General features: G+C 71.7%; 22 protein-coding genes. 8 read left to right on the top strand and 14 right to left on the bottom strand.

Annotation, left to right across the window (positions count from 1 at the left end):
• Window positions 1–12: 12 nt before the first annotated feature.
• The 4 genes from ACLJQF_RS46595 to ACLJQF_RS46580 all read right to left on the bottom strand — a co-directional run bounded on the left by ACLJQF_RS46595 (window position 13) and on the right by ACLJQF_RS46580 (window position 2844).
• Window positions 13–294, bottom strand: a complete 282-nt coding sequence (locus ACLJQF_RS46595) for a hypothetical protein (RefSeq protein WP_410616933.1) — start codon at window positions 292–294, stop codon at window positions 13–15.
• Window positions 295–345: 51 nt separating this feature from the next.
• Window positions 346–645 (bottom strand): hypothetical protein, encoded by a 300-nt coding sequence (locus ACLJQF_RS46590; protein WP_410616932.1) that lies wholly within the window; start codon window positions 643–645, stop codon window positions 346–348.
• A 94-nt stretch (window positions 646–739) separates the two neighbouring features.
• On the bottom strand, window positions 740–2134 hold the full coding sequence (locus tag ACLJQF_RS46585; RefSeq protein WP_410616930.1) for an amino acid permease: 1395 nt from the start codon (window positions 2132–2134) through the stop codon (window positions 740–742).
• A 176-nt stretch (window positions 2135–2310) separates the two neighbouring features.
• Entirely contained in the window at window positions 2311–2844 is a 534-nt protein-coding gene (locus tag ACLJQF_RS46580; RefSeq protein ID WP_410616928.1) for a hypothetical protein, read from the bottom strand.
• A 284-nt stretch (window positions 2845–3128) separates the two neighbouring features.
• On the opposite strand from ACLJQF_RS46580, the gene ACLJQF_RS46575 reads away from it, so the two are divergent.
• The 5 genes from ACLJQF_RS46575 (at window position 3129) to ACLJQF_RS46555 (ending at window position 8004) form a co-directional block, all read left to right on the top strand.
• Window positions 3129–3386 carry a hypothetical protein gene (locus ACLJQF_RS46575; protein WP_410616927.1) on the top strand — a complete coding sequence of 86 codons (258 nt, stop codon included), beginning with the start codon at window positions 3129–3131 and terminating at the stop codon, window positions 3384–3386.
• A gap of 201 nt (window positions 3387–3587) precedes the next feature.
• The gene (locus tag ACLJQF_RS46570) at window positions 3588–4595 is read left to right on the top strand and encodes a LacI family DNA-binding transcriptional regulator (RefSeq protein ID WP_410616925.1); all 1008 of its coding nucleotides are present in this window, start codon (window positions 3588–3590) and stop codon (window positions 4593–4595) included.
• A gap of 184 nt (window positions 4596–4779) precedes the next feature.
• Window positions 4780–5871 (top strand): PucR family transcriptional regulator, encoded by a 1092-nt coding sequence (locus ACLJQF_RS46565; protein WP_410616923.1) that lies wholly within the window; start codon window positions 4780–4782, stop codon window positions 5869–5871.
• Window positions 5872–6012: 141 nt separating this feature from the next.
• A complete protein-coding gene (locus ACLJQF_RS46560; protein ID WP_410616921.1) occupies window positions 6013–7605 on the top strand; it encodes a histidine phosphatase family protein in 1593 nt (530 codons plus the stop codon).
• Window positions 7606–7707: 102 nt separating this feature from the next.
• Complete coding sequence (locus ACLJQF_RS46555) at window positions 7708–8004, top strand: hypothetical protein (protein WP_410616920.1); 297 nt, start codon at window positions 7708–7710, stop codon at window positions 8002–8004.
• A 19-nt stretch (window positions 8005–8023) separates the two neighbouring features.
• Here the strand turns inward: ACLJQF_RS46555 and ACLJQF_RS46550 are convergent, their stop codons facing one another.
• From ACLJQF_RS46550 to ACLJQF_RS46535, 4 genes are all read right to left on the bottom strand, one after another.
• Window positions 8024–8866, bottom strand: a complete 843-nt coding sequence (locus ACLJQF_RS46550) for an NAD(P)H-binding protein (RefSeq protein WP_410616918.1) — start codon at window positions 8864–8866, stop codon at window positions 8024–8026.
• Window positions 8867–8902: 36 nt separating this feature from the next.
• Window positions 8903–10075, bottom strand: coding sequence for an NAD(P)/FAD-dependent oxidoreductase (locus ACLJQF_RS46545; RefSeq protein ID WP_410616916.1), 1173 nt, complete (start codon window positions 10073–10075; stop codon window positions 8903–8905).
• 149 nt (window positions 10076–10224) lie between these two features.
• Entirely contained in the window at window positions 10225–11205 is a 981-nt protein-coding gene (gene sigJ / locus ACLJQF_RS46540) for an RNA polymerase sigma factor SigJ (RefSeq protein ID WP_410616914.1), read from the bottom strand.
• A gap of 95 nt (window positions 11206–11300) precedes the next feature.
• Window positions 11301–11480 (bottom strand): hypothetical protein, encoded by a 180-nt coding sequence (locus ACLJQF_RS46535; protein ID WP_410616912.1) that lies wholly within the window; start codon window positions 11478–11480, stop codon window positions 11301–11303.
• 222 nt (window positions 11481–11702) lie between these two features.
• Between ACLJQF_RS46535 and ACLJQF_RS46530 the strand changes: the two genes are divergently transcribed.
• Window positions 11703–13148 carry a phytoene desaturase family protein gene (locus ACLJQF_RS46530; protein WP_410616911.1) on the top strand — a complete coding sequence of 482 codons (1446 nt, stop codon included), beginning with the start codon at window positions 11703–11705 and terminating at the stop codon, window positions 13146–13148.
• A gap of 364 nt (window positions 13149–13512) precedes the next feature.
• On the opposite strand, the gene ACLJQF_RS46525 is transcribed toward ACLJQF_RS46530, so the two are convergent.
• Genes ACLJQF_RS46525 through ACLJQF_RS46505 form a run of 5 tightly spaced genes read right to left on the bottom strand, consistent with a single transcriptional unit; the run spans window position 13513 to window position 18413 of the window.
• A complete protein-coding gene (locus ACLJQF_RS46525) occupies window positions 13513–14166 on the bottom strand; it encodes a LuxR C-terminal-related transcriptional regulator (protein WP_410616909.1) in 654 nt (217 codons plus the stop codon).
• A 4-nt stretch (window positions 14167–14170) separates the two neighbouring features.
• Complete coding sequence (locus ACLJQF_RS46520) at window positions 14171–14722, bottom strand: hypothetical protein (protein ID WP_206794607.1); 552 nt, start codon at window positions 14720–14722, stop codon at window positions 14171–14173.
• Window positions 14719–15786: an alpha/beta fold hydrolase gene (locus tag ACLJQF_RS46515; RefSeq protein ID WP_410616907.1), complete on the bottom strand. Its 1068-nt coding sequence runs from the start codon at window positions 15784–15786 to the stop codon at window positions 14719–14721. The genes ACLJQF_RS46520 and ACLJQF_RS46515 overlap by 4 nt, the downstream gene beginning before the upstream one ends.
• Window positions 15783–17543, bottom strand: a complete 1761-nt coding sequence (locus ACLJQF_RS46510; protein ID WP_410616906.1) for an ABC transporter ATP-binding protein — start codon at window positions 17541–17543, stop codon at window positions 15783–15785. Before ACLJQF_RS46510 ends, ACLJQF_RS46515 begins: the two co-directional genes overlap by 4 nt.
• A gap of 9 nt (window positions 17544–17552) precedes the next feature.
• Window positions 17553–18413, bottom strand: coding sequence for a hypothetical protein (locus ACLJQF_RS46505; protein ID WP_410616904.1), 861 nt, complete (start codon window positions 18411–18413; stop codon window positions 17553–17555).
• A 200-nt stretch (window positions 18414–18613) separates the two neighbouring features.
• Between ACLJQF_RS46505 and ACLJQF_RS46500 the strand changes: the two genes are divergently transcribed.
• Together ACLJQF_RS46500 and ACLJQF_RS46495 are read left to right on the top strand one after the other, a co-directional pair.
• Window positions 18614–19921, top strand: a complete 1308-nt coding sequence (locus tag ACLJQF_RS46500; RefSeq protein ID WP_410616902.1) for a M16 family metallopeptidase — start codon at window positions 18614–18616, stop codon at window positions 19919–19921.
• An 80-nt stretch (window positions 19922–20001) separates the two neighbouring features.
• A complete protein-coding gene (locus ACLJQF_RS46495) occupies window positions 20002–21285 on the top strand; it encodes a M16 family metallopeptidase (protein ID WP_410616900.1) in 1284 nt (427 codons plus the stop codon).
• Here the strand turns inward: ACLJQF_RS46495 and sbnA are convergent.
• Complete coding sequence (gene sbnA / locus ACLJQF_RS46490; RefSeq protein WP_410616899.1) at window positions 21249–22193, bottom strand: 2,3-diaminopropionate biosynthesis protein SbnA; 945 nt, start codon at window positions 22191–22193, stop codon at window positions 21249–21251. The two genes, ACLJQF_RS46495 and sbnA, sit on opposite strands and share 37 nt — an antisense overlap.
• Window positions 22194–22443 lie beyond the last annotated feature (250 nt).

The following is a 22443-nucleotide window of genomic DNA, read 5'->3' as shown; positions in this document are numbered from 1 at the left end:
CTTCGTCAGTACTCAGACCAGATCGCTCCGGACCGCGAGCAGCTGCTCGTTCGACAGGTCTTCGCCGAGCGCCGCGGAAAGGTTCCGGTCCGCCTTCGCGAAGCCACCGTGGTGGACGGCCACCCGCGCGAACTTGGCCGCGACCTGGTAGTCGACGGCCTTCGTCGCGTTGAAGGCGGCCATGGCCGCGTGGAACGCGGCGTCGAGGGTGCAGCCGATCGGCTGGACGACCGACGGCACCTCCAGCGCGGCGACCGGCGCCTGGACGTTCGCGAATTCTTCGATGCGGGTCACGTTCACTACATCCATTTCACTTGTGGAAATCGGCCGGGAAAGTCCCGGAGGTCAGCGGTTGATGATCGCGTTGATCAGCTGCCGGGCGGACATGTCACCCGGCGAGGCGACCTCGACGGCCGGCACCCCGGGGTGGTAGCCGTGGCCGAAGGCCCGGCGGTACGCCTGGTCCGCAAGGTTGGCGGCCCGCGCCGTCTGGGTCGCCTCCTCGGCGGCGGCCACGGCCCGCAGGAGGTTGATGCAGCAGGTGGTCGGGTCCTCCGCGGCGGTGAACTCGAGCGGGCCGAGCGTCGACGGCAGGCCGGTCAGGTAACGGGCAACGGCGGTGTCAGCAGAGTTGATTTCGTTCATGGCACCGAGATTAAGGTGCCGAATTCGCCGTGACATCCACCGAAACAACGAAATGGGAATGGCGATCGGCGAAGGTTTTTTCCGGCATCGGCGGTCACTCGGAACCCACGCCGACCGGAACGTCCCGCTTCGCCCGTACCTGCCGGGTGACGCCGACCGCCACCACGAGCACGGTCAACGCCAGGCTGGCCAGCAGCTGCGGCCGGCCGGACGGCGAGAAGACCATCGCCACGAGCAGGCCGGTCATCGCCACGATGGCCAGCCACGTCAGGTACGGGTAGCCCCACATCCGCAGCGGCAGGCCGGCGGGGTGCGCGGCTTCCAGCCGGCGCCGCATCCGCAGCTGCGTCACGGAGATCGCGAGCCAGATGAACACGGCCAGCGCGCCGGAGGTGTTGAGCAGGAAGCTGAACACCTCCTCCGGCACGAAGTAGTTCAGCACCACCGTGGCGAACCCGACGACCGTCGACACCAGTACCGCGGTCCTGGGTACGCCGCCGGTGGAGATCCGCCGCCACGAGCGTGGCGCGTCGCCGCGGCCCGACAGCGAGAAGGCCATCCGAGACGCGGTGTACAGGCCGGAGTTCAGGCACGACAGCACGGCCGTCAGCACGATCACGTCCATCACGGTCCCCGCCGCCGGCAACCCGATCAGGTCGAGCACGGCGACGTACGGGCTCTTGCCGACGCTGGCGTCGTCGTAGGGCAGCAGCGTCACCACGACGGCGATGGAACCCAAGTAGAACACCAGGATGCGCCACATGATCGAGCGCACGGCCCGGCGTGCGGCGCCGACCGGGTCCGGTGACTCCGAGGCCGCGATCGTCGCGATTTCCGCGCCGAAGAAGGAGAAGACCACCACGAAGATCGCCGCGAACACCGGCCCCGCGCCGTGCGGGGCGAACCCGCCGTGGCCGGTGAGGTTGCTCAGTCCCGGCGCCTCGACGCCGGGCAGCACGCCCAGCACCGCCGCGAGGCCGAGCAGGACGAACACGACGATCGCCGCGACCTTGATCGAGGCGAACCAGAACTCGAACTCGCCGTAGGACTTCACCGAGAACAGGTTGGTCACGGTGAGCACCGCCATCAGCACCAGCACCCACGCCCACTGCGGCAGCAGCGGGATCCAGCGGTGCACGATGGCCGCGCCCGCCGTGGCCTCGACCCCGATCGTGGTCACCCAGAACCACCAGTAGAGCCAGCCCACCGAGAAGCCCGCCCAGCGGCCGATGCCCTCCTCGGCGTAGGCCGAGAACGACCCCGTGCGCGGGTCGGCGGTCGCCATCTCCCCCAGCATGCGCATGACGAGGATCACCAGCACGCCGGCGAGGGCGTAGGTGATCAGCACGGCCGGCCCGGCGTCGGCGATGGCCTGGCCGGAACCGACGAACAGGCCGGCGCCGATCACCCCGCCGACGGCGATCATCGACAGGTGCCGGGAACTGAGCGTCCGGGACAGGCCCGGCCCGTCTTCCCTCGGTGGTGCCATCAGGATTCCCCTGTTCTCGAAAAGCGGCGGTGAGAGCGCCATCACGCTAGGGCCCCGGCCACCGGCCGTTCACTGCGCGAAGCCAGGAAAATCTTCCCCGTATCGAGGGCACCGCGATCCGGGAAGGGGGAATCCGGGAAACGCGGGTTCCGCGGGCCGCGGAACCCGCGTCGTCCTCACGCCGGAAGCGCGACCAGCCGGGCGGCGATCAGGCCGTCCACCGAATCGGATCCGATTCCCGGACCACCGGTTCCGGCGTCGGCGCCGAAATGGCCGTGGCCGCCGAAGTGGTGCGCGGCCGTGACGAGCGCCGCACCGGTCGCGAACGCCGTCACGACCCCCGCGGCCACCGTCGCCGCGGCCGCGGCGTAGCAGGAAACCGGAGCGCTCGGCTGCGCGGTGAATCCGAATTGCGCGCCGCGCGCGTCGAGCAATTCCGCAAGCGAACCGCCGGTGACCCCGGCGCCGCGAACGGCCTCCGCGTCCTCCTGGTACCGGTGGTGCCCGTGGCGGTGGCCGACGTTGTTGGCCCAGGCGTTCGCGACGTAGCCGGCGCAGGCCGTGACCGCGGCGCCGGCACTGACCGCCGCGACCAGCACGGCGGTTTCGCACAGGGTCGGCGCGACCGCGGGGGTGAGGTAAGTTCCGCTCGCGCCGAAATCGGTGGCATCGGCGATGGTGACGACCCGGGACGGGGTTACCGCGGACATGGTTCCCTTTCTTGGAAACAATGAGATTTGATTTCCCTTCGGCGACCGGCGAGTTGTTCGTTTCCATCGGCCGCCGCCTTCGCCACGATGGCATGGACCGAGCAACGGGCCAAGCGTGTTCAAGAAGTGTTCACCGCATTCGCCGTGTGCCTTGAATCACCCGGCTTCAGCAGGGAAACGGGCGGCGAATCACAGTTCCCCGTCATTCGGTGGATGTGCGGCCCGCCGTGTGATAGCTAGCCTTCCCGGCACACAGCCCGGCTTCCCGACTCCCTGGAGGTACTGTGAACACGTCAGCCACCATCGAATCCCGCGTTCCGTCGCTCGAGGAGATCGCCCCGCTCGAAATGGGGCTCCCGCAGACCGACAAGGCGTGGTTCCACGCATTCGCCCACAAAGCCGTCGACGCCTGGGTCAACATCGCCGGCGGCAGCGACGGCGTCCTGCACGAGAACCCCGACCCCGTCGACTTCGGCGAAGCCGGCGCCGCCCGGTTCTCCCTGGAGGACCTGCTCGAGACCCGCACGAAGCGCGTGGCCTGACCACACCGCACGAGTCCCGACCGAAGACCGGGCCGGTTCCCACCGGCCCGGTCTTCGGCGTTCCCGGGAAACCGGCGAACGTCCCGGACCGGGCCGGACGGCTCCCGGCCCCTCCGGAAGTCCGTCCGCATCCGGCGGAATTCCCGGATCAGCCGGTAACGCGCCCGCCCACCGGGTACCGTGCGGCCGGAGGAGGTGAGCATGCCCTCGATCCGGGACGTCGCCAAGCGAGCACGGGTCTCCACGGCCACCGCGTCGCGTGCGCTGCGCGGTCTGCCTTCGGTGACCGCGGAGACCAGGGCGCGGGTCGAACGCGTCGCCGCCGAACTCGACTACGTGATCCCGTTCAACGCGTCCAGCCTGGCCTCGGGCCGCACCAACTCGGTCGGGATCGTGGTGCCCTTCGTCTCCCGCTGGTTCTTCGGCACGGTGATCGCCGGGGCCGAGGCCGTGCTGCGCGAAGCCGGCCTGGACCTCGTCGTGTACGGCGTCCCCGACGCAGCCGGCCGGGCCCGCTTCTTCGACCGGATGCCGGTGCGCCGGCGGGTCGACGCGCTGCTGGTCCTGTCGCTGCCGCTGACCGCGGCGGAGGCCGGCGCGCTGCGGGCGCTGCGGGTTCCGGTGGTCCTGGTCGGCAGCACCGCCGAGGGCATCCCGTCGGTCCGCATCGACGACTTCGCCGCGGCGACGCGGGCGGTGCGGCACCTGACCGAGCTGGGCCACCGCCGGATCGGCCTGATCGGGGAGTCCGATCCCCCGCCCCACGGGTTCACCACGCCCGGGCTGCGCCGCAACGGCTACCTCCACGCCCTGGCGGACGCGGGGATCGAGCCGGAACCCGGGCTGGAGGCGGCCGGCGGCTTCACCGCCGCCGCCGGCGAAACGGCGATGGAGCGCCTGCTCGCGCAGCCGGACCCGCCGAGCGCCGTGTTCGCGATGTCCGACGAAATGGCGTTCGGCGCGTTGAGGGCGCTCCGCCGGGCCCGGGTGGCCGTCCCGGACGAAGTGTCGGTGATCGGGTTCGACGACCACGAGCTGGCGGCCGCGCTCGACCTTTCGACGATCGCGCAACCGGTCGCCGACCAGGGGGACCGCGCGGCACGGCTGCTGCTGGACCAGCTGCGGCGGCAGGCGCCGGCCGCGGACGTGGTGCTCCCCGTCGAACTGGTCCACCGCGGCACCACCGGACCGGCGCCCGCGGCACGCTGAACCCGCGTGTTCCGCGATTTTCGGATTCTTTCCGCGGCCCGCCGCGCATCTTTCCGAACTCCGCGCAGAAAGGCACGTCCGGAACGGTGCAACGCTTACACTGAACCCGGCGGCAGTGGCCGTCCATTCCCGAACTTCGCCGCGAAAGGGACTTACGCTCGATGTCCGCCCGAAGAGCAGTCAGGTGACCGGCCTGCGCGCCGAAATCTGGAGCCGGCTGGCCGGCGAAATCGAGCAGGTGCCGCCCGCGCGGCGCAAGAAGGCGCACGATCTGGTCACCATGGCCATCTCGTTGCTCTGCGAGGACATCGAAGCGGACCCGCGCACCGCCTGGGACGAGCGCAAGGTCGCCGCGGCGCGGACCATGGGCAACGGCTGCGCCGCCGGCGGCTGGCCGCTGGACGAGGTGCTCGAACTGCTGGGCCGGGCCGGCGAGGAGACCGTGGCCGTGCTGGCGGCCGCGCCCGGCACCACCACCGGCCGGCTCAAGGTCCTGGCCGAGACGTGCAACCGCTTCCTGCGGGAACTGCTGCGGGGGTACCAGGAGACGACGCTCGCCGTGGTGTCCCCGCGGTCCGCGGCGCACGACGACGCGGTGGCGCTCCTGCGAGGCAGCGCCGCCACCGACCAGGGCCGGTTCGCGCCGGCCTACGCCGTGATGGCGTTCCGGACGGTTTCTCCGTCCACGGTGGACGATTCCGTGTTCGGCGAACCGGGCACCGGCGTGCTCACCGCCCTCTGCGAACACGGCGGGTACGTCCTGGTCCCGGCCGGTGACGAGGAAACCGGCTTCGCCCGGTGCACCCGCCTCCACGCGGCCCTGCCGGACGAGACCTGGGCGGGGGTCTCGTGGCAGAAGACCGGGCGGCTGCCCGCGGGCCGGGCCGAGGCCGCCGAGGTGGTCACGGCGGCACTGGCGGCCCGGCGGCCACCGGCCTGCTACCTGCTCGGCGACGTGCTGGTGGAGTACGCCGTGCTGACCCAGCGTCCGGTGGCCGACCTGCTCGTCGGCAAGATCGAGCCGATCACGCGCAACGAGGTGCTGCTGGAAACCCTGCGCGCGCTCCTGGCGGCCGACGGCAACCGGTCCAAGGCCGCCGCCGAGCTGATCATCCACCGCAGCACGCTGGACTACCGGCTGCAGCGGATCGAGCAACTGACCGGCTACGACCCGACATCGTTGCGCCAGCTGCACGTGCTGAGCACAGCCCTCACCGCGCACGAGGCGGTGACCACGCCGCCACCGCCGTTGCCGCTGGAGGAATCCGGTTCCTGAAATGCGCTGCGCCGGGAAGTTTCGGCCAATGCGGATGGTTTCCGCCGCCGGCCCGGATGACAATCGGCCCGGCCGATCACCGATCGGCGATCGGTCGGCGCGGACCGGGTCTTTTCCGCATTCTTCCGGAAGCAGGCACGGATGGTCATTCATTTCGTCCGGCACGGCGAATCGCTGGCGAACGAGCAGAATCTCTTCGCGGGCAGGCAGGACACCCCGCTCACCGAACTGGGCCTCCGGCAGGCGCGGCAGGCGGGCGATCGCGTCGCCGCACTCGGGATCCGGCACGACGAAGTCCACGTATCACCCCTGGACCGGGCCAGGCGCACCGCCGACGTGATCGTCGACCGGATCGGCGGGCGTCCAGAACTTGTCGTTTCGGACGCTCTCGTCGAACGTGACTTCGGCGTCTTCACCGCCCAGAACAAGAGCCTGGTGAAGAAGAGCATCGGCTTCCGCGCCTATACCGAATACTTCCACAGCAGCACCGGTTGCCCGCCGGGCGGTGAATCCTGGCGCCTGCTGCACGACCGGATCCGCCGGTACTACGAACAAGTCCTGCTGCCCCGGTCCCGGGCCGGGAAGAACATCCTCGTGGTCGCGCACAAGTACGTGGTCGAGGTGTTCGCGGTCGTCGTCGCGGGCCTCGCGGAAGAGGACTACCACGACCTGAAGGTCCCCAATGCCCGCCCGGTGTCCGAAGCGGACCTGCGGCGGATCGCGCACAACTCGGCGAAGACGTCCGCGGTGCACGACTTCGGCGAGATCGTCGAGATCCGGCTCCCCGTGCTCGTGGCGGGCGGCGCCGTGCTGGGCGCGGCGGCCCAGCTGGCGCTGCACGTCCCGGTCCCACCGGCGGTGTTCACCACGGCGCTGGTCGCGCTGCTGGGCGTGAGCACCTTCTTCGGCATGCTCCGGCTCCATTCCGGGGTGCTGCGGGGATACGGCCCGAGCATCAGGAAGGCCCTTCCGCTCACCGGCCTGCGCGTCGGGGTGGGGCTGGCGATCGCCTGGTTCTTCGCCGGCGAACCCGCGTCGGCACTCGGCCTGTTCCTGCTCCTGCCACCGGCTCTGCTGACCCCCGCGCTCTCCCTGTTGTGGGGCGGCGACTACTTCGCTTCCGTCCGGCAGACGGTGACGGCCTCGCTCGTCCTCCCGGTCGTGGTGCTGGCGGCCGCGTGGTTCCCGCACCGGCTGCCCGGTCTCGGCACCGCGGCGGCCGGTTACCTCGCGGTCCTGGGCGGGGCCATGGTCTTGCCTGCCATCGCCGCGCAGGCGCTCCGCCGCGGCAACCCCATCCGGGCCGGGCAGCTGAGCACCAACTGGACCTGGGTCGGCGGAGCTGCCCTGATCCCGCTGGCCGCGGTCGCCACCTTCGCACTGACACCGGCGGACGGCGTGCACCCGGCCGACCTGCTGCCGGCGGTGGCGATCGTCCTCGCGACGCAGCTCGCGCTGCGCACGATCGCGGTGGCGTACCTCCGGAAACGCGACCTTCCGGCGGGCGAGGCCCGCGACTTGTTCATCACCCAGTGCACGCCCAACATCTTCCTGTGGTTCACGTTCGCCGGCGCTCTCGGGCACGGCGGGGCGCTGTTGGCACCGGTCGCCGCCTTCGGGTTCTTCGCAGCGATGCCGGCGGACGAGTTCGTCTTCGTGCGGCGCCACCGGAAACTGCTGCGGGCGGCGATGGCCCGGAGTGTGCCGCCGATCGCGACCCCGGCGCGAGCCTGACGATCTCGTTCATCCGGTCGATGTGCGCCCGGAATCGGAATGCTGTGATATTCCGTGAAACCGGCGGCGCCGGACAGGAATCACGGTATTTCGGAGGTCTTCATGAACAAGATCGAAGCATTTCTCGCCGGAACGCACCCGTCCGGCCTCGAGCCGTTGACCGTGGTCGAGGCCGCGCCGGTGGTCGGGTGCACCGTCGACGTCGCCGAAGGCGCCACCCTCGGCTTCGTCTGGATCGCCCGGGCGGCGCAGCGGGCCCACGCGGCCGGTCAGCGCGTCGCCACGGCCACCCGCGACATCGGGTTCCACGCGGACGCTGCCGCGCCCCTCGCGGGCGGCGCCGGTGCGCACGGCATGCCGGCGCACCGGCTCATCGACCTGCTCACGGGCCTGTCCTGAGCGAACGGCCGGCCGGCGCTCACCCGCCGAACGCGGCGGCGTTGTCGCGGGCCCACTCGGCGAAGGTGAGCGCGGGCCGGCGCAGGAGGTCTTCCACGGTGGCGGTCGTGGGACCGGGGCGCTCGCGGTAGTCGGCCAGGGAGCCGAGCAAGCGGGCGGGGACCTCTTCCGGCAGCCCCTGCGCGAGCATGCCGTGGCGGACCTGCTCGGGCGGAAGCTCCTGGAAGGACAGCGGCCGCCCGATGGCGGCCCCGATGAGCCGTACCTTTTCGTGCTGGTCCAGCGACTGCGGCCCGGTCAGGGTGTACACCGCATCCGCCGGGACGGTGCCGCGGAGCGCTTGCACGGCGACCGCGGCGATGTCGGCCTCGTGGATCGGCGAACTGGCAGCCCGGCCGTACGCGCCGCGCACCACGTCGCCCGCCTTGACCTGCGGCGCCCAGGCCAGCGCGTTGGCGGCGAAGTCGGCCAGCCGCAGGACCGTCCACTCCGGACCGGAGCGGGTGACGAGGTCCTCGGCGGCCTTGAATTGGTCCGCGAAGCGGGCTTCACCCGCGGGGTACTCGACGGTGGTGGCCGAGAGGAGCACCACGCGCCGCACCCCTTGCTTGACGGCCAGGTTCAGCAGCTCGTCGAGGCCGGGGCCGGTGGCACGCGGGCTGATCAGCACGGCTTCGACCCCCGCCAGTGCCGCCTCGATCCACTGTGGATGGAACAGGTCGCCGCGGACAGTCCGGACGTTCCCGGATTGCGGGCTCTCGTCGAGGCCGCGCGTGACGGCGGTGACGGGACTGCCCTCGGCCACGAGCAGTTTCCGCACCTGGCGTCCGACGACGCCGTTGGCGCCGGTGAGCAGGATCATGCTGATCGTTCCTTTCTTCTTTCTTCTTCGATGAGGTCAGACGGCGGTCGCGAGCGGTTCTCCGGCCACCACGGCGTGGCGACGGCGAACCGGGGCCAGCGAAGTCGGGTGAGAGATGCTCCACGCCGCGCTCCGGCAGATGAATTCCTTGACGCGCGCGGCCGTCCTGCCGGTGAGAGCGGACGGTTTCGGCTGGTCGTCCGGGGTCACCCACTGCACGAGGGCGTCGCGGCGGCCGAGGCTGATGCACTGACCGGTGTAGCCGATCTTGTTCTCCGGGAGCGGGCGGCCGGTCAGCCGGGCGGCGATGGCGTCGGCCGCCTGGTAGGCCGAGGGAACGCCCGAGGCACAGGACATCCGCAGCGGCGCGCCGTTCGCCCCCGGGGCGAATGCGGCGTCACCCACGGCGTAGACGTCGGGGTGCGAGACCGACCGCATCGTCTCGTCGACGACGATCTGCCCGGTCGCGGCGACTTCCAGCGTCGTGCCCGCGGCGATGGGGTGGACGGCGAACCCGGCCGTCCAGACGGTCACCTGGGCCGGGATCGGGCCGCCGCCGGCGGTGACCGCGGCCGGCTCGACACCGGTGATGGCGGTGTTCTCGTGCACGGTGATGCCGAGCCGGTCGAACGTCGTCCGCAGGTGGTTCTGCGCCTTCTCGCTCAGCCAGTCGCCGAGGCCGCCGCGAGTGGCGAGGGAGACGTCGAGGTCCGGCCGGGTTTCGGCGATTTCGGTGACGGCTTCGATGCCGGTGAGGCCACCGCCGGCGACGAGCACGGTCCCGCTCGCGGGGAGCTCGGCCAGCCGCGCCCGCAGCCGCAGCGCGGACTGCTTGCCGGCGAGGTGGTGGGCGTGCTCGGCGACGCCCGGCACGCCGCAGTCGGCGGCCGTGCTGCCGAGGGCGTAGACGAGCGTGTCGTAGCCGAGCTCGGCACCCCCGGCGAGCGCGACGGTCTTGTGTTCGACGTCGACGGCGGTGACCCGCGCGATCCGCACCTGCACGCCGGTGCCCGCGAAGACGCCGGCCAGCGGGCGGGGCTTGAGGTCCTGGCCGGTCGCCAGCTGGTGCATGCGGACGCGCTCGACGAACTCCGGCTCGGCGTTGACGAGGGTGATCTCGGTGCCGCCGGCGTGCAGCCGCTTGGCGAGGCGCCCGGCGGCATTGGCTCCGGCGTACCCGGCCCCGAGAACGACGATGCGGTGCTTCATGGTCTTGCTCCTGTCCGGTCGGTGTGTGCTCCCTGAACCGGACAGCGGCGCGAAACCTGACAGTCTTCGGATGTGACCTGGGTCACCACTTACCAATCTGGCCAAAAGTTAGGCCGACCCCCGCGCGGCACGCAACCGTTGCTACAAAGTCATTCGGCCGTGGCTGTGGTCGGATTGGTAACGATCGGCACAGTGCCGGCGAGCGGCTCCCCATGCTCCGCGGTGCCCCACTGCCGCGTCGCGTGCGCAAGCTTGGCGGGGTTGGCTTGCGCGTGGACGGCCGCGATGCCGTCGGTGGTCACGTCCAGCGTGAACACCCCGACGACCCGCTCGCCGACCACCATGACCAGCGCGGGCACGCCGTTGGCGACCGCGGCGAACAGGTCGGGGCGGCCGCCGACCATGTCCCACTTGGCCTCGCTGGGCGTGAACAGCGTGCGCAGGAACCTCGCCACCCGCAGTGCGCCGCTGATCGGCCGCGGCAGCGAGAAGACCGCGCCGCCACCGTCGCCGATGCTGATCGCGTCGTCGGCCAGCAGCTTGACGAGCGAGTCGATCCGGCCGCTGAGGGCCGCGGCGAGGAACTCCTCGACGATCCTGCGCGCCGCGGCCGCGTCCACCGGCACCCGCCGGCGGTCGGCGGCCAGGTGCTGCTTGGCCCGCCGGTGGATCTGCTGGCAGTTCGGCTCGCTGAGGTCGAGCACCTCGGCGAGCTCGCTGTGCGAGTACCCGAAGGCCTCGCGCAGCACGTACACGACGCGTTCCCGGGCAGAGAGCCGCTCCATCAGCGTCAGCATCGCGATCGAGACCGACTCCCGCTGTTCGGCGGTGTCGGACGGACCGAGCATCCGGTCCCCGGCCAAGACGGGCTCGGGGAGCCACTGGCCGACGTAGGTCTCGCGCCGGGCCCGCGCCGAGGTGAGCCGGTTGAGGCAGAGGTTGGTGAGCACCTTGGTCAGCCACGCCTCGGGCGTCTCGATGAGCTCCCGGTCGGCGGACTCCCAGCGCAGGAAGGTGTCCTGCACGGCGTCCTCGGCATCGTTCGCCGACCCCAGGAGGCGGTAGGCGATGGCTTCCAGCCTCGCCCTGGCGCCTTCGAACACCTCGACCTCGTGCACACCGACCGGCATGGCCCCAGTCAACCAGTTGCCCGGTTCGCATGGCCGGCCCGGCTCTGTGCGCTGCCGCAGCTTGTCGTGAGTGGTAAGTAGGGTTCTAACCCGAATTACCACTCACGACGGGTGGGTGATCGGGGACCCTGGCCCGCCGGAAGACGGCGGTCTTCGCGGGCTCGGCGGGCCGCTATCCGGGCGTCCGTGCGGGCCTGGCAGAGCGCGACCGCGAGCCGCGTCAGGACCACCAGAACCGCCAGCGCCGCCACGACCACCTGTGCTCCGGTGCCCATCCGGCCGCTCCTTCCCGGCTTGCGCCTGTTCCCCTCATGACACCACCGACGGCCCCCGCGGCAGCGGCCCGGCGGACCCGGGTGGGGAAATCCCTCACGACCGGGCTCGCGCCGTCCGCCTTTCGTGGAACCTTCTCCCCGATTCGGTGCCTTTTCGCCCGCGAACCGTCGCCGGGGGCCGAAACTGGGCGTCCGTGATCTCCGGATGATCGGGAGCAGAGCATGAGCACCGCCGTCGTCGTCGGGGGTGGCCCCAACGGGCTCGCCGCCGCCGTGGCCCTGGCCCGCGCGGGCGTCGAGGTCACCGTGCTCGAGGCCGCCGAGCGGATCGGCGGGGGTGCCCGGTCGACCGAGGCCATCCTGCCGGGCCTGCTGCACGACGACTGCTCGGCCTTCCACCCGATGGCCGTCGGCTCGGCGTTCCTCGGGGAGCTGGGCCTCGACCGGTACGGCCTGTCCTGGGCGTGGCCGGAGATCGACTGCGCCCACCCGCTCGACGGCGGCGACGCGGCCCTGCTGCACCGGTCCGTCGTGGACACCGAAGCCGCGCTCGGCTCCGACGGCGCCCGCTGGCGGCGGGCGTTCGGACGCCCGGCCGCGCGGTTCGACGCACTGGCCGAGGACATCATGGGCCCGCTGCTGCGGTTCCCGAAGCACCCCTTGACGCTGGCGCGCTTCGGCCTGCCCGCCGTGCTGCCCGGCGCCGTCTTCGCGCGGCTGTTCGCCACCGAGCGGGCGCGGGCGCTCTTCGGCGGCATCGCCGCGCACGCCTTCCGGCCGTTGCACCACCCGATGACCTCGGCCATCGGTCTCGGCATCATCGCGGCCGGGCACCGGCACGGCTGGCCGGTCGCCGCCGGCGGGTCCGGCGCGATCACCACCGCGCTGGCGAAGCTGCTGGCCGACCTCGGCGGCCGGATCGAGACCGGCGTGCGGATCACCTCGGCGACGCAGCTGCCGCCCGCCGACGTGACGCTGTTCGACCTCACCCCCGGCGCGGTCGCGGACATCCTCGGCGACCGCCTGCCCCCGCGGATCGCCCGCGCCTACCGCCGGTACCGGCACGGGCCGGGCGCGTTCAAGGTCGACTTCGCCGTGGAGGGCGGCGTGCCGTGGGCCAACGCGGACGTCCGGCGGGCCGGCACCGTCCATCTGGGAGGGACCTACGCCGAGCTCGCCGCGGGCGAGCGCGAGATCCACGCCGGACGGCTGCCGGCGCGGCCCTTCGTGCTCGCCGGGCAGCAGTACCTGGCCGACCCCGGCCGTTCGGTGGGCAACATCCATCCACTGTGGACTTACGCGCACGTTCCGCACGGCTACCCCGGCGACGCCACCGCGGCCATCGTCGAACAGATCGAACGGTTCGCCCCCGGCTTCCGGGACCGGATCGTCGGCACGGCGGTGCGCTCGACGACGCAGATGGCGGTGTACAACCCCAACTACGTCGGCGGCGACGTCATCACCGGCGCCACGACCGTCCGCCAGCTCGTGTTCGGCCCCCGCATCACCCTCTCCCCCTACGACGTCGGCGTGCCGGGCATGTACCTGTGCTCGGCGGCGGCCCCGCCCGGCGCGGGCGCGCACGGCATGTGCGGCGCGAACGCCGCCGCCCGGGCCCTGCGCCACCTGGCTTCCCCCCGCCGGAAGTACGGTGCCGTTCGTTACTGATCCGACCACAGCCACGGCCGAATGGCTTTCGTGGCAACGGTTGCTTATCGCTCGGGGGTCGGCCTGCTTTTGGCCGGATCAGTAACCCGCATTCCCCGCGGGCGGTTTCCGGCGTTCGCCGATGGCCGGCCGGCGCCGGGGCGACCTACGCTTCTCCCATGGCCGCGCCCGGTGGGGACACCCGGGCGGGCGGCCGCACTGCCGGGCCCGCGCGCCTGTGCGCCCCCAGAACCGGGTGCGCGGGCCCGGCCTCCAGCGCCTCTTCTCCACGGCGGTTCCACAGCAGCAATCCCTTTGGTTCGTGAAGGCCACCTTGAGGAACTTGAACTTCCTCAAGGTGGCCTTCACGAATTTGCGCCAGGGCTCACACTCCGGCAAGGCCCGAACGGTAGGCGCAGATCGCCGCCACCGTCCGGTTGGGAACGTTCAGCTTCCGCAGGATGCTCAGCACGTGGCTGCGCACCGTCGTCACCGAAATCCCGAGTGCGTCGGCGATCTCCTGGTTGGCACGGCCCGCCGCGAGCAGCAGCAGCACCTCCAGCTCCCGCTCGGTGAGCAGCTCCCGCAGGTGCCGGGCCCGGGGCCCGCGCGGGTTCCGGACCACCGTCTCGGCCAGCGCCGACAGGTACCGCGGCGGCGCGAACCAGTGGCCCGAAGCCACCCCGCGGATCGCCGTGACGAGCTCCTCGGCGGGGCTGGAGGTGAGGACCACCCCCGTCACGCCCCGCGCGAAGAGCCCGACGACGTGGTCGTCGGCCGGATTCGCCGTCACCGCGAGGATCCCGCCCACGGCGACCGTGCCGAACCGCTCCGCGAGCGCGGGCAGTTCCGGGGTCGCCGCGTCGACGATCCCCACCGCCCGGCCGGCGGCGCTCGCCCGGGTGCACAGCTGGTCCCGGTCCACCACCAGCTCCACCGCGGCGATCTCCGGCGCGTTGGCCCGCAACCAGCGGATGTTGTCCGCCGGGACGCTGAACGAACCCGTCACGAGCACCGTGACGCCGTCGCCGCCCGTCATCGCGTCAGGCCAGCGGGTGCGGGTTCGACAGGAAAAGCATCATCGGCTCCTCCGACTCGTCGTAGCCCGCCGACGTCGCGATCAGGAACTGCACGCGCTTGGCCTCCGGGTGGTGGGGCACCTGGTGGGTCGCGTAGTTCAGCAGGGTCAGGTACGGCACGGAGACCTGCACGTCCTCCTTGCGGTCCTTGAGGTCCGGCTGCATCTGGATCAGCCCCGACACGGCGTCGGTGACGACCTTCTCCGCCCGGCGGCCCGGGTACCAGAAGAAGTGCTGCCACTTGCGTTCCTCGACCTGGCAGTACTCCTTCCACGGCGTGACCTCGCCTTCGGGCAGCTCGTCCCGGATCAGCAGGTGGTAGTCGTGCATGCCGGGCCGCGGCGCGAAGAACCGCCAGTCCGGGATGAGCGAGCCGGTCGGGTCCCACTTGCGGATCTTGTCGAACTTGCGGGTGGGGTCCTGGCTGAGGGTGGTGGCGACGAGCCAGCTGCCGAGGACGCCGTAGAGGGCGTACCGGGCGCCGGTCGCGGCGAGGGTGCGGGTCGAGGTGCTCACGGCTGGTCTCCCGGGGTTTCAGCGGCTTCGGGGTTTTCAGTGGCTTCAGTGGCTTTGGTGACTTCGACGGGCTTGACGGCCCGGCCCGTGCGGGCCGCGTCGACGACTTCGAGGACGGCCGCGGTCACGCCCTTGGCGGACTCGGCCGAGCACAACATCCCGAGGTGGGTGGCCCCGGGCAGGGTCTGCTGCACCGACACCGCGGACATCGACGCCAGCTCGCGCTGCAGTTCGCCGTGCACCGGGTCGGCCGTTGCCGTTTCCTCCGCGGTCACCACGAACAGCGGGGTGTCCGCGGGGAAGGTGGTCGAGCGGATCTCGTCGACGACGAACTCGAGCCACGCGTCGATCTCCGCGTCGGAGGAGCTCCAGTTGCGGGTGGTCATCATGCGCGCGACGGTCGTGTTCTTCTCGCGCTCCGCAAGGCCGGCGAGCTGGCTGCCGCTGTCGACCTTCCGCAGCCGGTTGCGGCCGAAGCGGGCCCAGAACAGGCTGCTCCGCACGCTCGCCCGCATCAGCGGCAGGCCGAGGCGCTGCCGGGCCGAGCGTTCGAGCTGCTCGGGGTGGGCCGCGTCGACCAGCACCACGCCCGCGACCCGGTCCGGGTGCCGCTCGGCGAAGGCCCGCAGCAGCATGCCGCCGTAGGAGTGGCCGACCAGGACGAGCGGGCCGCGGACGTCGAGCACCTCGAGGAGCCGCTCGAACTCGCCGCGGATCCGCTCGGCGGTCCGCGGCCGCTCGCCCGGCTCGCTCCAGCCGATGCCGGCGCGGTCGTAGGAGATCGTCGGGACGGATTCGGCGACGGCCGCCTGCACCCAGCTCCACATCTCCAGCGGCGAGGACAGGCCGCTCTCGAACACCACCGTGGGCCCCTCCGACGGGGCGCCCATGCGGCGCACGTGCACCTTCCGGCCGTCGACGTCGACGAGTTCGCCGAGCCCGGGCAGTTCCCGGTCGTCCTGGCGGGTCCGCACGCTCTGGTAGACGGCGCCGGCCGCGAACGGCACGGCGGCCAGCACCCCGGCGGCCGCGGACAGGCCGCACTTCAACGCGAGCCGGTTCATGAGTTCCTCCCTGCGGTGAGCACCGTGGCTTCGGGCAGCAGCTGCGTCGCCACCAGGCGCCGGTACAGGTCGTCGCCGGCCAGCAGCGACTGGTGGTCGCCGATCGCCCGGACGCGCCCGCCGTCCAGCACGACGATCCGGTCGGCTTCGACCACAGTGGACAGCCGGTGCGCGACCGCGACGACCGCGCGGTCCCGCGACACCTCGGCCACGGCCTTGCGCAGCGCCAGCTCGGCTTCGGCGTCCAGCTGCGACGTGGCTTCGTCGAGCAGCAGCACATCGGGTTCCAGCAGCAGCATCCGGGCGATCGCGATCCGCTGCCGCTGGCCGCCGGAGATCGCCGCCCCCGACTCGCCGACCTTGGTTTCCAGCCCGTCTTCGAGGCCGTCCACCCACTCGGCGAGGTGGGCCAGCTCGACGGCGTGCCGGATCTGCTCCTCGGTCGCCTCAGGGCTGGCGTAGAGCAGGTTTTCGCGGATCGTGCCGTCGAGGACCGGGGCGTCCTGTTCCACGTAGCCGATCCGGCCGCGCAGGGTCTCCAGGTCCACCGCCCCGACGTCGACGCCGCCGAGCCGGATCCGGCCGGACCCGGGCCGCCACAGGCCCGCGGCGAGCGAGAACAACGTCGTCTTGCCGGTGCCCGACGGGCCGACGACCGCCGTCAGCCCCCGCTCGAGCGCGGCGAACGACACCTTGTCGAGCACGGGCTTGCCCTCGGCGTACCCGAACGAGACGGAGTCGTACTCCAGCACCGACGAGGCGAAGACCGGATCGGCGACCGGCGATTCGACGCGCTCGTCCGGCAGGTCGAGCAGGCCCTCCACCCGCTGCCCCGCGGCCACGCCCAGCTGGATCTGCGCGAAGCTGGTGAACAACGTGATGAGCGGCGTCAGCATGTAGAACAGGTAGAGCAGGTAGGAGGCGAACCCGGCGGTGTCGAGCGCCCCGCTGGCGATCCGGGCCGCGCCGAAGGTGAAGACGACGGCGAACGAACCGTGGATGCCGAGGTTGACCAGCGGCGTCATCGCGGCCTGGAGCCGGACCGCCTTCATGTCGGCGCTGGTGGCGTCCGCGGCGTGGGTCAGGACCAGCTCGGCTTCGCGATCCTCCGCGCGGCTGACCTTCACCGTGCCGATCGCGATCAGCGCCCGCTGCAGCGCCCCGCCGAAGCGGCCGACCGCCTCGCGGTTCTGCGCCATCGCCTTGCGCACCCGGCGGGCGACGAAGACGCTGCCGACCGCGGAAACGGTGAGGCACGCGACCGTCACCAGGGTGAGCACCGGGTCGATGAAGACCATGAAGGCGACCCCGCCGACGACGAGCACCAGGCTCGCGGCGATGTTCATCATGCCCATCATCAGCGACCCGTGCAGCAGGTCGGTGTCGGCGACCGCGCCGACGAACAGGTCGCCGCGCTGGCGTTCCCGGTGGGCCTTGATCGGGGCGCGCAGCAGCCGGTGCACGACCGAGCGCCGGGTGTCGAGGACCATCATCGCGCCGCACCGGCCGAGCAGGTACATCTCGATCACGCGCAGCACGATGTCGCCGACGAACAGCGAAATGAGCAGGACCAGCGTCCCGGCCGCGAGCGTGCGGCTGGTGAGCGCACCGACGACGTCGCCGACGACCATCGGCTGGATCAGCGACACGATGGCGCTGGCCAGCCCGACGATCCCGGCGACGCCCAGCCGGCCCCGGTACGGGGTCAGCAAGCGCAGGACGGTCCGGGTGCCGGACCTCTTCTTCTCAGTGGACACGCCGATTCCCTACTGCCCTGCCGTGATGCGCTTGGACAGGTGCTTGGAGTGGTGGACAACGCTCGGATAGGTGGCGCTGAACGCCCAGAGGAACCGGTTGAGGCCCATGAAGGCGGCGTTGCCGGCGTGGAAGGAGACGCCGGTGCCGAGCAGCCCGGCGGCGATCGGCTTCGGCGCCACCAGCGCGAGCGGGAAGAGCATTTCGCCGACCCACACGCCCCAGCCGCCGAGGCGGGCCACCCACGGGTACTTCTTCAGGATCTCCCCGACCTGCTTCTGGCCGTAGGTCTTGGTGCGGAAGATGCCCGCCATCGCGCTTCCGTCGCGCCAGTAGGGCGAAATCGACTTGGCGAGCCCGGCCGCGAAGTAGGAGACCACCGACTGCCCGGCGATGAACGCGGTGCAGGCCTTGCGCGCCTTTTCGTCGTCCGGGAAGAACTTGCTGGCCGCCACCGCGGCGCAGACGACGAGGTTGACGTGGTCGGAACCGTCCGCGCCGTAGTTGCTCCGCAGTTGCATGAGGACGTTCGAGACGGCCAGGAACGTCATCGCCGCGGCCTTGGTCTGCCGGTTGGTGCCCGGCAGGGCGACCAGCGTCGAAGCGGTCAGCCGCAACGAGGTCAGCACCTGGATGCCCGGGCTGGTGAAGATCTTGTCGAAGATCTCGCCGGTCTTGCCCTTGGCCATGCGCTTGGACCGGGTCCGCCCGATCCGCCAGCTGATCAGGCCGTCGTCGTCGACGTCCTGCGGCCGTACCAGTGATTCCAGCGAACTGAGGATGATTCCCGCCGAAATGAGGAGTTCGGTTTCGCGCAGCGCCTTGTCGACGCCGAGCATCCCGCCACCCGGGATGAGTTCCGCCTGTGCCATGCGACGCTCCGTTGTCGTTCGATACGTCCTCCCCCGATGACCTTCACCGGCGGCGAGACCGTTTTCACACGGCGGAAACGGCCTCGTCAATGCGGTGGATGCGCGGTTCCGTGAAACACGGAAGCGGCATCCGCCGAAGTGATGACCTTCGGCCCGGCGGCGGCCCGACCGGGACGCTCGCGGCTAGCGTTGCCGTGGTCATGGACACGACGCTGCGCGCCGATCGGCGCTACCCGCTCACCCCGCACGTCCTCCCGAACGGCCTGCGGGTGCTCGTCGCGCCCGGCCACGACGCCGAGGTCGTCGCCGTCACGGTCGCCTACGACGTCGGCAGCCGCTCCGAGCCCCGTGGCTTCAGCGGCTTCGCGCACCTCTTCGAGCACCTGATGTTCCAGGGCTCGGCGAACCTGCCGCGCGGGGCGCACGCGCACTACGTCCAGAGCTGCGGCGGAGTCTTCAACGGCACGACCCACCTGGACTACACCGAGTACTTCCAGGTGCTGCCGTCGTCGGGGCTGGAGCACGCGGTGTTCCTCGAAGCCGACCGCATGCGCGCCCCGGCGCTGACCTCGGCGAGCCTGGCCAACCAGATCGACGTGGTCGCCGAGGAGATCACCGGAGCGATCATTTCGCGCCCGTACGGCGGGTTCCCGTGGCTGCAGCTGGCCCCGCTGGTGTTCGACACCTTCGAGAACGCGCACAACGGCTACGGCGCGATCGACGAGCTGCGCACCGCGACGACCGACCAGGCGCAGGCCTTCTTCGAGCGGTACTACGCGCCGGGCAACGCCGTCCTGTGCCTCGCGGGCGACGTGTCCGCCGAGCGCGGGATCGAGCTCGCCGAGCGGTACTTTTCCGACATCGCGGCCCGCCCGGTGCCACCGCGGCCCGTCATCGCCGAACCGGACCTCACCGCCGAGCGGCGGAGTTCCTATGTGGACGCACTGGCGCCGTTGCCGGCCTTCGCGTCGGCGTGGCGCGTCCCGGACCCCGCGGCCGACCTGCGTGGTTACCTCGCGCACCTGGTGCTGTGCCTGCTGCTCACCGACACCGCGCTGGGCCGGCTGACGCGCCGCCTGGTGCGCCGGGATCGCTGGCTGTCCTCAGTGGACTGTTCGCTGGGGCTCACCGGCGAGGTGTTCGGCGTCCGCGACCCGACGTGCCTGGTCCTGACCGCGAGCCCGGCCCCGGACGGCCCCGGCATCGACGCGATCCTGCGGGCGATCGACGAGGAGACCGAGCGGCTCGCGGTCGAGGGCCCGGACCCCGCGGAGCTGACCGCGGCGACCCGGACGATCAGCGCGCAGCTGGTCCGCACGCTCGACGGCTTGGCCGGCCGCGCCCGCCACCTGGCGGTGTTCGCGTTGCAGCACGGCGACGCCGAGGTGATCAACGACCTCGGTCCGCTGAGCCGGGCGGTGACCGCGGCCGACGTCCGAGCCGCGGCAGCCGCCTTGCGACCCGAGCGGCGGGCCACGGTGGAACTACACCCGGGCGCCAGACCGTAGCTTTCACGTGAAAGCGACGGTCTGACGCCCGCCACCTGCCGTCATCCGACCACCTTCGAATCCCACCCAGGAGCCGCGCGATGACCGCGTTCGACCTGCTCGACGTTCCGGCCCCCAGCCCGCTGCGCGTCCCCGCCGTCCATGAGCGCACCCTGGCGAACGGCCTCCGCGTGCTGGCCTCCCGTCGCGCGAGCACCCCGCTCGCCGAGGCGTGCCTGAGCGTGCCCTTCGCGCACGCCGACGCGCCGGCGGCCGTCCTCCTCGCCGGCGCACTGGCCGACGAAAGCCGCACCCAGGACCGCGTCCGGGCCATGGGTGGCGGCCTCTCCGCGGCGGTCGACGCCGACCGGCTGCGGATCGCCGGCAGCGTGCTCGCCGACCAGCTGCCCGCCTTCCTCGCGCTGCTGGGAAACCTCGTCACCGACCCGGCCTACCCGGCCGACGACTTCGCGCTCACCGTCGACCACACCGTCCAGGGCACGATCGCCGTCCTGGCGAGCCCGGCCCAGCACGTCGCCGAAGCGCTCAACACCCGCATGTTCGGCGACCACCCCTACGGCAGGCCCGCGCCCCGGCCCGGAGAATTCGCCCGGGCGGGCCGGGACCTCGTCCAGGCACTGCACGCCGAGCGGGTCGTCCCCACCGGGGCCTGCCTCGTGCTGGCGGGCGACTTCGAGCCCGAGGCGGCCCTCGACGAGGTGGAACGCGCGCTCGGCGGCTGGCGGCCCGGGCCGGAAGTCCCGATGCGCCGGCCCGGCCCGTGGGTCCCCGGCCGGTCGGTGGTCGACGAACCGGGTGTCCCGCAGTCGCTGCTGCGGATGGCACTGCCCGTGCCCCGCTACGACGCGCCGGACTACCCCGCGCTGTCCCTCGCCGCGATGGTGTTCGGCGGCTACTTCTCGTCCCGGCTCGTGCAGAACATCCGCGAGGACAAGGGTTTCTCCTACTCGCCCCGCAGTTCCCTGCTGCACGTCGACAAAGCCCACCTGGCCACGATCTCCCTGGACGTCGTCACCGCGAACACCGCGGCGGCCGTCGACGAGGTCGTCGCCGAGCTGGCCGGGCTGGCGAAGCGGCCGGTGACCACCGAGGAGCTGGACCGCGCCCGCCGCTACTCCGTCGGCACCCTGCGGCTGCGGCTGGCGACGCTGACCGGCCTGGCCGCGACACTCGGCGAACTCGACCTGCACGGGCTGCCGGTCTCGTGGCTCGGCGGCCACGACGCCCGGCTCGGCGCGGTGACGCCGGAGGAGGTGACGGCGGCCGCGCGCACGTACCTGGCGCCGGACAACGCGGTCACCGTCCTGCTGTGCGACGAGACGCGGGCCTATCCGGGCAGCTCGCGCACCCAGTCGTCGTTGTAGACCGAGTCCAGGTAGCCGTCCCCCAGGTCCGGCGCGATCGCCACGGCGACGACGTCGGCGCCCGGCCGGTGCCGGGCCAGCCAGCGGCGGGCGCCGCTGACGACCGTCCCGGTGGAGCCGCCGAAGACGAACCCGTGCGTGGCGAGCTCGCGGCAGGTCGCCACGGTCTCCCGTTCGCCGACGACGACCACGTCGTCCACCAGGGACTCGTCGAGTTGCGCGGGCCGGATTCCGGTGCCCAGGCCGGGGATCTTCCGCACCCCGGCCGGGCCGCCGAAGGTGACCGAGCCCTCGACGTCGACGGCGACCACTTCGGCGCGGTGCCCCTGGTCGCGGAGGTAGCGGGCGCAGCCCGTGAGCGTCCCGGTGGTGCCGGCCCCCACGAACAGGATTTCGAGGCCGGGGAAGGCGGCCAGGATCTCCGCGCCGGTCCGGCGGTAGTGCGCGCCCCAGTTGTCCGGGCTGCTGTACTGGTTGAGCCACACCGTGCCGGGTGCCGCCGCGCAGAGCTCCCGGACGTGCTCGATGCGCGCGGCGAGGTAGCCACCGGCCGCCTTGGGCTGGGTGACCACGTGAACCTGCGCGCCCAGCGCCTGCATCAGCCGGCGGCTCGACGCCGTGCAGTGCGCGTCGGTGACGCAGACGAACCGGTACCCGCGGCTGGCCGCGAGCATGCTCAGCGCCACCCCCAGATTGCCCGACGAGGACTCCACGATCGTCATCCCCGGCCGCAGCACCCCGCGCCGCTCGGCGCCCTCGACCATCTCGGTCGCCGCTTTCAGCTTGATCGAGCGGGCGAAGTTGAAACCTTCGCACTTCAAGAACAGCGGGAGACCGACGCTCTGACGCAGATCGACGTAGAGGTCGCCGCTGTTGAACTCGTGGGGGGAACCGATGATGACGGTCACCCCGGTAACGTGTCACGCCACCGCGGTGCGCGTAATCCGCAGGACGGCGACGTGGTCTTCGGAAATCGTGGGTTCCGGCCACCTCAACCGATCCCACCGTCTTGAATGACTCATTCAGGACCTCGGACCCGGATCCACCGGTGAATGTGCTGGCCGGGGGTATGTCGTAAACGGGCAGATGCCCTCTGACCTGGGATGATTGTTCTTGTCTAGGGAACAAACAGACCTTAAGTGAGAGGGCATCTGCTGG

This window comes from Amycolatopsis sp. lyj-109 (assembly GCF_046548995.1).
Taxonomy (GTDB): Bacteria; Actinomycetota; Actinomycetes; order Mycobacteriales; family Pseudonocardiaceae; genus Amycolatopsis.
Note: the sequence above shows the minus strand (reverse complement) of the source record. Positions and strands in the feature narration are given on the sequence as shown.